We start from the raw sequence: 12,379 nt of genomic DNA on the forward strand, positions 1-12,379 counted from the left end.
GGCTGCGGGTTCATGGGAGTCCTCTATAACGCGACCGCTCGCCTACCGCGAAGCGGGGGGAAAACCTTCCCGGAACAGGCGGCGGGCATTCTCGGTCGTCCGCTGGGCGACCTCGTCCAGGGGCTCCCCCCGCACGCGTGCCATCCCCTCCAGGATGTGGGGCAGGTAGGACGGCTCGGAGCGGCCTCCCCGGTGGGGTGTGGGTGCCTGGTCCGGCGCGTCCGTCTCCGCCATCAGCCGGTCCAGCGGAATGGCGCGCAGCGCGTCCAGCGGCTTGCGCGCCTCCGCCCACGTCACGGGCCCGGCGAAGGAGAAGTGGCAGCCCTTCTGGAGATAGAACTTCGCCAGCTCCACGCCGCCGCTGTAGCTGTGCATGAGCACGCCCGCCTCCGGCATCTCCTCCTGCTTGAGCAGGTCCATGAGCGCCGGATGGAGCCGGTGACAATGCATCAACACCGGAAGCTGGTACTTGCGCGCGAGCGCCAGGTGGCGCCGGAGCACCGACACCTGCCGCTCCAGCGGCGCGCCGGGGAGGGATGGACCGTCGAGTCCACACTCGCCCACTGCCACCGCGCCGCCCTTCGCCAAGAGCGCGTCGAGCAGCTCCAGCGCCGCGTCGTCCTCCGCTGGAGTCATCTCCGGCAGGAGCTGGGGATGGATGCCCAGGCCCACCTGGATGCGAGCCTCCTGTCGGGACAACTCCAACAGGGGCTCCCAGTCGTGCGTGCCGATGCCGGGGATGAGGATTCCCTGAAGGCCCGCGGACCAGGCTCGCTCCAGCACGAGGGTCCGGTCCTCATCGAATCGAGTCGCGTCGAGATGGCAGTGGGTGTCGATCATTCATCACGCCGTGGGCAATCGCCGTTCATTCAGGAACACGCTCGAGCAACCCACCCTGGGGGCCCATCGCCGTCATCCACCCGAGGCTATACCCCTCCATTCTTTTGGAGGGGCATTCAATATGAACAAGCGAGTTGTCGGTGCGCTGTGTTGCGCGCTGTGGGTACTCTCGTCGGGCTGTTCCGACGAGTGCGTCGACCAGTTCGACTGCCGCACGGACAAGGGCCAACCCGCCGAGGGGCAGGAGTGGGTTTGTACCGGCGACAACAAGTGTGAGCAGCGTCCCATCGCCGTCGTCGATCCGGACCCGGACGCGGGAGAGCCGGATGCGGGCGTGCCGGAGGTGGATGCGGGTGTTCCGGATGCGGGCGTGCCCGACGCGGGCGAGTTGGATGCGGGGCCGGTGGACGGTGGAGGTCAGGGCACGGCGGGCAAGGGTGAGAGCTGCGCGGCCTCGGGGGACTGCATCGCGGGCCTGCGCTGTGAAGGCACTCCGCTGACGTGCCAGGCGCAGCAGATCGCGGTGACGGGACGTGACGACGCGGGCGTCTCCAAGGCGCTGTCCATGCGCTACGACACGCCGGGCGTGACGGTGCTGTCGGAAGGGGACAGCGACAGCCGCTACCCGCGCTGGGGGCCGGGCGGCACGCGTGTCTCCTTCGCGCAGGGCGCAGTGGACACCTCCGCGGAGAAGGTCGCGGGCAACCTGACGGTGCGCGACCTCCCGCTCGTCGCGGGGCAGGCTCAGGTCCTCGCCGATGGTGGCTCGGGCAATACGGAGAGCTTCCGCTCCATGGAGTGGGAGCCGAGCAGCTACATCGCCTGGGTGCGCCAGAACGGCAGCAGCCGCTCCGGCATCTCCGTGGTGACCACGGATGCGGCCGGTGGCGTGGTGACGCAGGCCACGACGACAGGCGCGTTCCCCGACTGGGCCGCCGACGGCACGACCTTCGTCTACAACATCATGGGGGAGGGATTGTTGACCTCCACGCTCGGCGCCGCGCCGACGCCGCTGACGAGCGCGGGGACCACCGCGGAGCAGGCGCACTACAACCGCGCCAACGCCCAGCTCCTGTACCTCGCCAACCCGAACAACGAGACGGTGGTCTTCTCCGGGGACCCCACCCCCGTGCCGCTGTTCCGGCTGTACTCGGTCAACGTGACGGGGGGAGCCCAGCCCCAGCTCGTCGCGGACGTCTCCTCGGAGGCGGCCACGGACGGCGCCATCAACACGTTCATCGCCAGCCCCATCTGGTCCCCGGACGGGACCTGGTCCGCGTACGTGCGCGCGTACTACTTCAAGCCCACCACGGGAGATGCGGTGCTGTGCGGCGGAGCCCCGTCGCCGTGCGAGACGCGCCCGGGCAACGTCATCTTCCTGCGCGCCATCAACCCGGCGGATGGCACCGCCAGCACCACCGAGGTGCGGCTCGCGGATGACGGCACGCTCCCGTCGTTCTCTCCGGACGGCCGCTTCGTCGCCTTCATCAAGATGGGCCAGCTCAACGTCCAGCAGATCGACCCGGCCACCGGCGCTCCGGTGAACGCGGCCATCGTCCATCCGAGGGCGGGCTACACCCTCCAGACGAGTGACAGCGACGACCACCGGCCGCGCTGGCAGCCCCGGTAGTCCAGTTCCTCACGGTGCTCGGCCCGCGTTCCGGTGAAGTGTCCGGAGCGCGGGCCTTCCGTCCTCCGCGCGCGGAGCGTCGGGTCTTGCTCGGCCGAGCTGGCAGCCCCGGTAGTCCAGGCTCTCGACGGGCTCTGCCCGCGTCCCGGTGAGGTGTCCGGAGCGCGGGCCTTCCGTCCTCCGCGCGCGACGTGCCGGGCCTTGTTCGGCCACGATGGCAGCCCCAGTAGTCCATGCTCTCAAGGGGCTCGGCCCGCGTCCCGGTGAGGTGTCCGGAGTGCGGGCCCTCCGTCCTCCGCGCGCGACGCGTCGGGCCTTGCGGCTCGGAGTGTCACCGGAACAGGCAGGGGCCCATGGCCCGCCATCCGTGGGGCCGTGCCCTGGGGGACTCGGATGAAGACTGGCCTCGTGATGCTCGGTGTCCTGCTGTCCGCCGGCTGCGCTTCCGTGCGGACCGCGCGGCTGGACGGTGGCGGCGGTGGCACCGTGGCCGCTGACCCGCACCCGGACGCGGAGCCTGTGCGCCTGGAGACGCGGGCGGGCACCTTCCTGGTGCACCCGAACAACGCCGAGGACTTCTCGCGTGCACTCGCGGGCGAGCCCACGCAGCAGCACTACACCAGCGAGCTGCTGGCGGCGGACTGACGCCCAGGGCTCCCGGCCACGTCCCCGAGTCGAGGGCGCGGCCCGGGCGAGCCTGGTGGCCGTCGTGCTTCAGCCCACGACGACGATGCGGCGCCCCAGCGCGCGCGCCATCTGGGGCGAGGTCATCACTTCCAGCGCTTCACCGAGCTCACCACCGGCCGTGTCGAAGGCCGCGGCGATGACTTCCCCCAAGGTGAGCTGGGCCTTCTCAGCGGCCACCCGGGCCCGCTGAGCCGTCCGCCGGAGCGCCGGCATCACCCGGCGACCCTGCCTGCGGACCGTGACGCTCTTGCGTGTCGTCCTCTTGGCCATGTGCTCCTCCCACCACGCGGTTCAGCGCGGGTGAGTACACCTGGGGTCTGACATATGCAGACGAGGTGCCAGTCGGCAGGTCACCTGGCAGGTAACACGCACTACGGGTTTTCCCTGTGATGAAGCAGGGTTCCAGGTTCACCACCCCACGGTAAACGTCGGGGTTGGGAACCGATTCCTCGTTCTGTCGAGATTTTTCGTTCAGCCAGCCCTGGAATCTCGACGTTTCGTTCAAGAGTTGAGAGTCGGCCAGAAGCCGCAAGGACTGCGAGTGTGCTCAGTCTTGAATGACTCAGGTGTCATTGAGGCCCCGCCCTTTTGGTCGAAAAATTGGCAGTGCGGGGTAGGGACTGACACGCGAGTCGCGCTCTCGTGGGAGGAGTGTTCAGTGCGGTATACGCCGGCCCATGCCTCAGACCCTCTGCCCGAGCTGCGGTCATAGCCCCATCCCCCGGGGTGCCACTGCCTGTCCTTCCTGCGGCGAGCCCTTCGACCATCTGCAGTCGTACAAGAAGGCCGGTCGCACGCCGCTGGCCAGGCTGGGGGACGCGGTGGACGACGACGCCACGGTGTTCGGTGGCGACCTGGTGACGAGCGCGGTGTCCGCGCATCCGGGCCCCGTGGCGGGCGTGCTGGGCGCGAGCGCGGCGGCTTGGTTCCTGCGCGCGGGCGGAGTGGTGGGCTCACTCCAGGACCCGTCGTGGACGTACGGGCTGGTGGCGCTGGACCTGGTGCTCGCGCTGGTGCTGATGCTCAACCGGGGCCCCGCGAAGGGGCTCGCGCAGACGGGGCTGGTGGTGCAACTGCTGGCCACGGCGTGGCTCGCGCGCGCGGCGCCGACGGCTCCAGTGCACGTGGCCTACTTCGTGTTGGGCGTGGTGGCGCTGACGCTGGTGGTGGGCGAGCCGGGTGTGGCGCGGCGGTACGCGGGTCTGGGCCTGGGGCTCGCGGTGACGCTGGTATCGGCGGCGCTGCTCGCGATGCCGGGGACCGTGACGCCCGGTGGCGGAGGGGGTGTCCGGCAGCTCCTGGTGGGCAGTGAGCTGGGGTACCGGCTGGAGCTGCCCGTGGGCTGGGAGCGGCTGACGCGCGAGCAGCTCTCCACGCACCTGCGGCTGCCCACGGCGACGCTGCACGGCAGTGGCGTCGGTTTCGGCGACGCGGCGCGAGGGCGCTATGGCCTGCTGTGGGTGGAGCGCACGCCGGGCGTGTCACTGGCGACGGGGTGTCAGGGCCTGCTGCGCTCGCTGGGAGGCGCATCGGACGCGCCGTTGACGCGGCCTGCTCCGACGGCGCTGGGCGGACGCACGCAGCTCTACGCGCTGAACACGTCGGCGGGAGCGCGAGGCACGTTGGGTTGCGGGCTCCTGGCGGATGGTCGACTGGTGGGGCTCGCCGTGGTCGCCGCCGGGTCGGGTGATGCACAGACGGGCGAGGCGCAGGGGGCCGCGGCCTTCGCGGCGGTGGGCGAGGGCCTCGCGTTGCAGTAAAGGGCGGCCCGCCATGAACGTTCAGGTCCTCTTCCACGACAACTGCTTCGACGGTGCCGCGAGCGCCGCGGTGTTCTCCCGCTTCTACCGGGAGCGAGTCCGCGCGGACGCGGCCTTTGGCTACCAGGGGCTGAATCACAAGCCGGGCGCGGAGGGCATCGACCCGGCGGTGTTCACCGGCGAGGAGAACGTCATCGTCGACTTCCGCTACAGCCAGGACGCGCGGCTGACGTGGTGGTTCGACCACCATGCCTCCGCCTTCCAGCAGCCGGGGGACGAGGCGCACTTCCGCGCGGACACCAGCGGGCGCAAGTTCCACGACGGACACCGCAAGAGCTGCACGAAGTACCTGGCGGACGTGGCGCACGAGCGCTTCGGCTGGGACGCTTCGTCGCTCTCGGACCTCATCCACTGGGCGGAAATCATCGACGGCGCGCAGTTCCCTTCGCCGCGGATGGCGGTGGCGTTGGAGGAGCCCGCGCTGCGCATCATGACGGTGCTGGAGGCGAACAAGGACCCGGCGCTCATCCCCGAGGTCATCCGGCGCATGCAGTCGGAGTCGCTCGCGGAGCTCGCCGCCTCGCCGCTCATCGCCACGCCGCTGGCCCCGCTGCTCTCGCGTCACCAGGGCCACATCGAGCTGGTGCGAGCGAAGGCCCGCTACGAGCGCGGCGTCGTCTTCTTCGACCTGGTGGACGAGGGCGTGGACAGTCTCAACAAGTTCATCGCGTACGCGCTCTATCCGGACGCGCGCTACACGCTGTGGGTGGGCAAGGGCGCGGCGCGCGCCAAGGTGTCCATCGGCTCGAACCCGTGGAAGCCGGAGCTGCGCAAGCACGACCTGTCCGCGATTGCGGGCCGGTTCGGTGGCGGCGGGCACCCGGTGGTGGCGGCGGCCAGCTTCAAGGCGGACCAGTCAGACAAGGCCCGCGCCGCGTACCAGGAGATTCTCGCGGAGCTGTCCACCGCGGGCTGACGGAGGCGCTGCGCTACCGGCGCTCGAAGAACGAGAAGCCGGCCCGCCGCAGCAGTCGCACCACCGTCACCATGGGCAGTCCCTGCACGTTGGAGCGGTCTCCCTCCAGGCGCGCCAGCAGTGCCTGTCCCGCGCCTTCCACGCGGTAGCTGCCGCAGCAGCCCTCCCACTCGTTCAAGTCCAGGTAGCGCTCCAACTCGTCGGGCGTCACCGCGTGGAAGGTGAGGCGGGCCGTCTCCACGGCTTCCTCGAGGTGTCCGTCGGGGCCGACGAGGCAGACGCCGGTGTGGATGTCGTGGGTGTGGCCCAATAGCTTGCCGAGCTGTGTGCGCGCGGCGTCGCGGTCCTCGGGCTTGGTGAGTGCCTCGCCAGCGACTTCGACGAGCTGGTCGGCGCCCAGTACCCAGGCGTCCGGGTGGCGCGCGTGGACCGCACGGGCCTTACGGGCCGCCAGCTCTCGCACGGCTTCCTTGGCGGACAGGTGGGGAGCCACCGTCTCGTCCACGCCGGGGGACGAGGTGCGATAGGGCAGGCCCAGGCCATCCATCAACGCACGGCGGGCGCTGGACGTGGACGCCAGAATCAAGTCTTTCATGGGGCGCCCACCCTAGTTCACCCGAGCGCGGGAGGGGCGTCGCCTGCCGACCGAGCCTGCACGTCCCCGCTTCCTGGCCACGAGGTGATGCGCAGTTCATCCGTGCCCGCGAGGGGCGCCGCCCGCCGCCCGAGCCTGCACGTCCCCGTTTCCCAGTCACGAGGTGATGCATGGTCCACCCGGGCGCGGGAGGAGCGCCGCCCGCCGAGCGGGCATGCACGTCCCCGCTTCCCGGCCACGAGGTGATGCCGTAGCCTGACGCCCCATGTCGCGGCGCGGTCTGCTCGCCCTCTGCCTCCTCCTCACCGCGTGTAAGCGGAACGCCTCGGCCCCGGACACGGGAGACGCCGGTCCGCCGGAGGTGTCCGCGGTGAAGGCCCCGGCGGCCAACGCCGCTCCGGTGGAAGGTGCCTCGCGTCCGGTGCAGCCACTCGCGGTGTGTCGCGCGCAAGGCAGCTCTCCCTTGGATGCGGCGCGCGGGTACTACGACGGGGGCCATTTCGAGGAGGCGCTGTCCTGCGCGGCGCAGGCGGCGGCCCTGGAGCCGGACCTGGCTGCGGCCCATGCCGAGCGCGGCGTGGCGCTGGCCGCGCTGGGCCGGGAGCCGGAGGCCCAGCTCGCCTTCGCGCGGGCGCTCGCCATCGACCCCGGAGACTCGGACGCGCTGTTGGGCGCGGCGCACCTGTACGCGGTGCAACTGCCCTCCACGCGCGAGCGGGACGAGTTGGGCACGCTCTACGCCGAGCGAGGTCTGTCCCACCCCGGCACGCCTCCGGAATTGATTCCCCACCTGGCGCTGGTGGCGGCCATGGCCTTCAACGATTTGGGCCAGGCGGAAGAGGCCCTGGCGCGCGCGGCCATCGTCCTGGCCCGGGAGCCGGGAAGCAGGGAAGCGCTCTACGAGCGAGCCCTGGCCCTCTTCGAACTGTGTCGCTTCTCCGAGGCGAAGACGGCCTTCCTGTCGCTCGTCTCCGACGCGGAGCGCGCCGCGCACGCGCACCAGCACCTGGGCCTGTTGCTGGAGCGCGAGGGCAAGTGGAAGCAGGCGCAGGCGCACTTCGAGAAGGCCCGGAGCCTGGCGCCCGAGGACTTCCCGACGCCGCCCCTGCCTGGCGAGGACGCCTTCCGCGTGGACGTGGCGCGCGCCGTGTCCGAGCTGCCCGTGGACATGCGGAGCGACCTGGAGGGCGTGCCCGTCACCGCCGAGGAGCTGCCGTCCGAGAGCGACCTGCTGGCCAACCAGCCTCCTCTGTCGCCCACCATCCTTGGATTGTTCAGGGGGCCGCCTCTGGGCGCGCCGTGCGACGGAACGGAGACGCCGTGCCGCTCCGTGGTGCTCTACCGACGCAACCTGGCGAGGGCCGTGCGCACGCCGGCGGAGCTGCGCGAGCAGATTCGCGTGACATTGCTGCACGAAATCGGGCATCTGCGAGGGGAGGACGATGAAGAACTGGCCGCGCGCGGCCTGGAGTGACGCGAATGGCCATCCCCGTAACGCTTCCCGTTGCACGTACGACTCCCAAGGGCGCGAAGTCCCTGCGCACCGGAAACCCCTGGCTGTACCGCACCGAACTGGCCGCCCCGCCCGACGTGACGGGCCCTGGCGCGGTGGTGCTGGTGGTGGACTCGCAGGGCAACCCCATCGGTCAGGCCCTCTATGCGCGGCGCTCCCCGCTGGCGCTGCGGCTGCTGACGCGCAAGCCTCCTCGCGAGCAGCCGGTGAACGACCTTTTCTTCCGTCGTCGCCTGGAGGCCGCGCTCGCGCGCAGGGCCTCGCTGTCCGGCCGCGACGGCCTGCGACTGGTGCATGGTGAGTCGGACCAGCTGCCCGGCCTCTTCGTGGACCGCTACGGCAAGGGCCTGACGCTCCAGACGCTCTCCGAGGGCATGGACGCCCGCAAGGAGTCCCTCGCGAAGATGCTGGTGGAGCTCACCGGCGCCACCCACGTGGTGTGCCGCGATGACGCCTCCGGCCGCGACTTCGAGGGCCTGCCTCGCGAGTCGCGCTTCCTGCACGGCGAGGGTGAGTCGCGCTTCACGTACCACGAGGGCGACAACCGCTTCGAAGTCGACCTGCTGGGCGACATGAAGACGGGCGCCTTCCTGGACCAGGTGGACAACCACCTGCGCGCCGGAGAGCTGGCGCGGGGCGAGGCGCTGGACCTCTTCAGCTACCATGGTGGGTTCGCGCTGGCCCTGGCTCGCAACAGCGAGTCGGTGCTCGCGGTGGAGCAGGACGAGAAGGCAGCCGCGCGCATCGGCGACAACGCCCGCGCCAACAACCGGACGAACGTCAGCGTGGAGAACGCCAACGCCTTCGATGTGCTCAAGCGCTTCGACTCACAGAGCCGACGCTTCGACACCATCGTGTTGGACCCGCCGGGGCTCGCCAAGCGCCGCGAGGGCCTGGAGACCGCACTGCGCGCCTACCACGAGCTGAACCTGCGCGCGCTGCGGTGCCTGAAGCCGGACGGACTGCTCGTCACCTGCTCGTGCTCCGGCAAGTTGGACCGCGCGGGCTTCGAGGAGATGCTGCTCGGCGCCGCGGCGGACGCCAAGCGCCCGATTCAGATTCTGGAGCGCCGGGGCGCGGGCCTGGACCACCCGGTGCTCGGTGGGTTGGGGGAGACGGAGTACCTCAAGGCCCTCTACGTGCGCGCCCTCTAGCAGCGCGCACGGGGACGACGGGGCTGCTCAAGACAGCCCCAGCTCCTTGCGCAGCTTGCCCACGATCTTGAAGTACTCGGTTCGGGGGAAGGGGACATTGAGGATGTGGAAGTCCTTCTTGGCCAACCCCACGCAGCCGAAGCAGTAGTTGCAGTCCTGCAGGTTGCGGCAGAGCACCAGGTACGCGCTGGTGGTGCAGTTCTCGCTCTGCAGGCAGTAGGCGCACGCGTGACAGCTCTTGCACTCCACGCAGTGCGAGCAGTTGTTGCACAGCTCGCACCGCGTGCAGTGGGTGCACTGGAAGCAGCTGTCGCAGTCCTTGCAGAACATGCAGTTGGCGCAGCGTTGACAGCCCTCACACGCGTAGGAGCCCGGGTTGCCGGGGTCCGACGCGTAGCTCTTGGTGAGCTTCTGCAGTTGCTCCAGGAACTCCCGCTTGCCGAGCGCCGACACCAGCGCGCGCGCCGCCTTCTCCGCGGCGAGCGGATCCACTGCGTCTGGCCGCGTACCTTTCTCCTTCACCACCCGGGACACTCCTTGCCCGTCTTTGGGGCTCTCTTCTGGGCTCACTGAAGCCGGGCCAGCCCGGCCAGGTCGATTCCTCGCGCCACCCGCCGCACCTCCACCGTCCCCGGGAAGCCTCGGCTGGTGACGGCCACCACGAAGCGGTCCCCCACCAGGAGATTGGCCTCCGCCAGCGACTCCTCCGCGTCGTATCTCACGAAGCCCACCGCGTCCTTCCAGTGGATGGGCGCCGCCGGGTCGCTGGGTGCCCGGCCCTTGGCCCGCTCCGCCGCGTCGCGGATGGCCTGCCCAATCTTCTCGCCCATCGTGGTGTCCACGATGCGCACCTTCACCTCTCGCCCCTCACCTCGGGTGAACAGGCGCTCGGCCTCGGATACGGACACCTCTCCGTACTTGCCGGTGGAGCCCTGCGTCCGCGCGACGGTGAAGCCTTCCAGTTCCTCTGGGAGGAAGGGGGCCAGCGACTTGAAGTACACGCAGGGCGCGCTCGCGGCGGGCACGGAGGCTTCCACCTCGCCCATGGCGGCGTCACGCTCCATGCATCCGACACCGGGAGCGAGCGCGAGCAGGGCGGCGGTGAGGCGGAGGAGAAAGTTGTCGCGCACGGACGAATCAAAGGGTATCCCCGGCCCGCGCGCAATGGACCTCTCGAAGCTCAACCCTCCTCAGCGCGAGGCCGTGGTTACCCTCCAGGGGCCCTTGCTGGTCCTCGCGGGCGCTGGCAGCGGCAAGACTCGCGTCATCACCCACCGCATCGTCCACCTGCTCGACGAGCGACCAGACCACATCCTGGCTCGCAACATCCTCGCCGTCACCTTCACCAACAAGGCGGCCACGGAGATGAAGGAGCGCCTGGTCCACATGGCCGGGCCGCGTGCGCAGGGAGTGCTGGTGTGCACCTTCCACGCCTTTGGCGCGGAGATGCTCCGCGAGGATATCCACCGCCTGGGGTGGCCCAAGAAGTTCGCCATTGCCGACATGGGCGACCAGCTGGCCATCATCCGCCGCGCCATGCGCGAGCACCGCATCGACGACCGCTCCTTCGACGCGCGCAAGGTGCTCAACCTCATCTCCAAGGCGAAGAACTCCGGCAAGGCCCCGGAACCCAAGCCGGAGGGCATCGGTGATGACTACGACCTCATCACCCACATGGTGTACCCGGACTACCAGCTCGCGCTGAAGGCGCAGGGCTCGGTGGACTTCGACGATTTGCTCCTGCTGCCCGCGCGCCTGTTGCGCGAGCACTCGGACCTCTACGTCAAGTACACGCGCCGCTTCCGCTATCTGCTGGTGGACGAGTTCCAGGACACCAACCTGGCCCAGCTGGACGTGCTCAAGCTGATGGCCGGCGAGTCGCGCAACGTGTGCGCGGTGGGTGACGACGACCAGTGCATCTACTCGTGGCGCGGCGCGGAGGTGCGCAACATCCTCCACTTCGACCACTTCTTCCCGGGCAGCAAGGAAGTGCGGCTGGAGCAGAACTATCGCTCCGTGCAGATGGTGCTGGACGCGGCCAACGCCGTCATCGCGAAGAACCCCGAGCGCAAGGCCAAGCAGATGTGGACCGACCGCAAGGGCGGTCCCAAGGTCAAGATCGTGGCGTGCCCCAATGACGAGGAGGAGGCCCGCTTCGTCGCGCACGAAATCCAGAAGCACGTGTCGCTGGGCGTCCCCGAGGACGACATCGCGGTGCTCTACCGGACCAACGGCCAGTCCCACCCGGTGGAGGAGATGCTGCGCGAGAAGGGCATCCCCTACGAGGTTGTCGGTGGCAGCGAGTTCTTCGACCGGCGCGAGGTGAAGGACGTCATCGCGTACTTCAAGGTCATCGTGAACCGGCTGGACGAAATCTCCCTCATGCGCATCGTCAACGTCCCGTCCCGGGGCATTGGCGACGTGACGATGGAGCGGCTGCACGGGCACTCGCGCTCCGAGGGCGTCACCCTGTGGACGGTGATGCGCAAGGCCACCGAGTACGAGGACCTGCCCCCCGGCGCCGGCGAGAAGGTCCGCGAGTTCGTCGAGCTGGTGGAGCGCTACCGCGCGGCCTACGAGCACGGCCAACTTGCCACCGTGACGCGCAAGCTGCTGGAGGAGATTGGCTTCCGCGAGGCCACCCGCGCCCACGCGCCCAGCGCCACCAGCGCGGACAAGAAGCTCAAGGGCGTGGACGGGGTGCTCGGCTCGCTGGAGCGCTTCGAGAAACGCGAGGGCCCCAAGGCCAGCCTCCTGACGTACCTCAACCGCCTCAGCCTGGACACCAAGCAGGAGGAGGACGAGGACGTGCCCGGCGCCAACCGCCGCGTCACCCTGATGACGGTGCACGCCTCCAAGGGCCTGGAGTACCGGCTCGTCTTCTTCATCGGCATGGAGGAGGACCTGATGCCCCACGGTGGCATGCAGGGCGAGGCGCAGAACCTCGAGGAGGAGCGCCGCCTCTGCTACGTGGGCATCACCCGCGCCAAGGAGACGCTGTACCTCACCCGCGCCGTCACCCGGGTGAAGCGCGGCAAGGAGGTGCCCCGGACGCCCTCCCGTTTCCTGGAGGACCTGCCCGCCGAGGTCGCCGAGCACGTCGCCATGGATGCGCCGCGTCAAGGCGACCCCACGCCAGAGGAGAAGAACTTCTTCGCGAACCTGAAGGAGCGCTTCAAGAAGCCGGCGCCCGGGGCTCCGGGGGGCGGTGGCTGTCTCTTATA

General features: G+C 69.8%; 12 protein-coding genes. 7 read left to right on the forward strand and 5 right to left on the reverse strand.

The window, feature by feature from the left end; translation table 11 throughout:
* Positions 1–42: 42 nt before the first annotated feature.
* Entirely contained in the window at positions 43–840 is a 798-nt protein-coding gene (locus HUW62_RS40865) for a TatD family hydrolase (RefSeq protein ID WP_176437505.1), read from the reverse strand.
* Positions 841–961: 121 nt separating this feature from the next.
* Here HUW62_RS40865 and HUW62_RS40870 point away from each other — a divergent pair, with 121 nt between their 5' ends.
* Together HUW62_RS40870 and HUW62_RS40875 are read left to right on the forward strand one after the other, a co-directional pair.
* Positions 962–2,470: a PD40 domain-containing protein gene (locus HUW62_RS40870; protein WP_163866796.1), complete on the forward strand. Its 1,509-nt coding sequence runs from the start codon at positions 962–964 to the stop codon at positions 2,468–2,470.
* Positions 2,471–2,863: 393 nt separating this feature from the next.
* Positions 2,864–3,115 carry a hypothetical protein gene (locus HUW62_RS40875; protein WP_176437506.1) on the forward strand — a complete coding sequence of 84 codons (252 nt, stop codon included), beginning with the start codon at positions 2,864–2,866 and terminating at the stop codon, positions 3,113–3,115.
* Between the two features lie 69 nt (positions 3,116–3,184).
* Here the strand turns inward: HUW62_RS40875 and HUW62_RS40880 are convergent, their stop codons facing one another.
* Positions 3,185–3,427: a hypothetical protein gene (locus HUW62_RS40880; protein ID WP_163866798.1), complete on the reverse strand. Its 243-nt coding sequence runs from the start codon at positions 3,425–3,427 to the stop codon at positions 3,185–3,187.
* Between the two features lie 407 nt (positions 3,428–3,834).
* On the opposite strand from HUW62_RS40880, the gene HUW62_RS40885 reads away from it, so the two are divergent.
* Both HUW62_RS40885 and HUW62_RS40890 read left to right on the forward strand, forming a co-directional pair.
* Positions 3,835–4,917, forward strand: coding sequence for a zinc ribbon domain-containing protein (locus HUW62_RS40885; protein ID WP_176437507.1), 1,083 nt, complete (start codon positions 3,835–3,837; stop codon positions 4,915–4,917).
* 13 nt (positions 4,918–4,930) lie between these two features.
* Positions 4,931–5,893 carry a DHH family phosphoesterase gene (locus tag HUW62_RS40890; protein ID WP_163866800.1) on the forward strand — a complete coding sequence of 321 codons (963 nt, stop codon included), beginning with the start codon at positions 4,931–4,933 and terminating at the stop codon, positions 5,891–5,893.
* Between the two features lie 13 nt (positions 5,894–5,906).
* Here the strand turns inward: HUW62_RS40890 and HUW62_RS40895 are convergent, their stop codons facing one another.
* Complete coding sequence (locus tag HUW62_RS40895; RefSeq protein ID WP_176437508.1) at positions 5,907–6,488, reverse strand: nucleoside triphosphate pyrophosphatase; 582 nt, start codon at positions 6,486–6,488, stop codon at positions 5,907–5,909.
* A gap of 265 nt (positions 6,489–6,753) precedes the next feature.
* Between HUW62_RS40895 and HUW62_RS49735 the strand changes: the two genes are divergently transcribed.
* Together HUW62_RS49735 and HUW62_RS40905 are read left to right on the forward strand one after the other, a co-directional pair.
* The gene (locus HUW62_RS49735) at positions 6,754–7,962 is read left to right on the forward strand and encodes a metallopeptidase family protein (protein ID WP_163866802.1); all 1,209 of its coding nucleotides are present in this window, start codon (positions 6,754–6,756) and stop codon (positions 7,960–7,962) included.
* 5 nt (positions 7,963–7,967) lie between these two features.
* On the forward strand, positions 7,968–9,155 hold the full coding sequence (locus HUW62_RS40905) for a class I SAM-dependent rRNA methyltransferase (protein ID WP_163866803.1): 1,188 nt from the start codon (positions 7,968–7,970) through the stop codon (positions 9,153–9,155).
* 27 nt (positions 9,156–9,182) lie between these two features.
* Here HUW62_RS40905 and HUW62_RS40910 read toward each other — a convergent pair whose 3' ends face one another.
* Both HUW62_RS40910 and HUW62_RS40915 read right to left on the reverse strand, forming a co-directional pair.
* Positions 9,183–9,680, reverse strand: a complete 498-nt coding sequence (locus HUW62_RS40910; protein ID WP_176437509.1) for a caib/baif family protein — start codon at positions 9,678–9,680, stop codon at positions 9,183–9,185.
* A 41-nt stretch (positions 9,681–9,721) separates the two neighbouring features.
* Positions 9,722–10,285 carry a hypothetical protein gene (locus HUW62_RS40915; protein ID WP_240356497.1) on the reverse strand — a complete coding sequence of 188 codons (564 nt, stop codon included), beginning with the start codon at positions 10,283–10,285 and terminating at the stop codon, positions 9,722–9,724.
* A 34-nt stretch (positions 10,286–10,319) separates the two neighbouring features.
* Here HUW62_RS40915 and HUW62_RS40920 point away from each other — a divergent pair.
* Positions 10,320–12,379 (forward strand): ATP-dependent helicase (locus HUW62_RS40920; protein ID WP_176437510.1); only part of this gene is annotated, 2,060 nt, incomplete at its 3' end.

The organism is Myxococcus sp. AM011 (assembly GCF_013372595.1).
GTDB classification, from domain to species: Bacteria; Myxococcota; Myxococcia; order Myxococcales; family Myxococcaceae; genus Myxococcus; species Myxococcus eversor.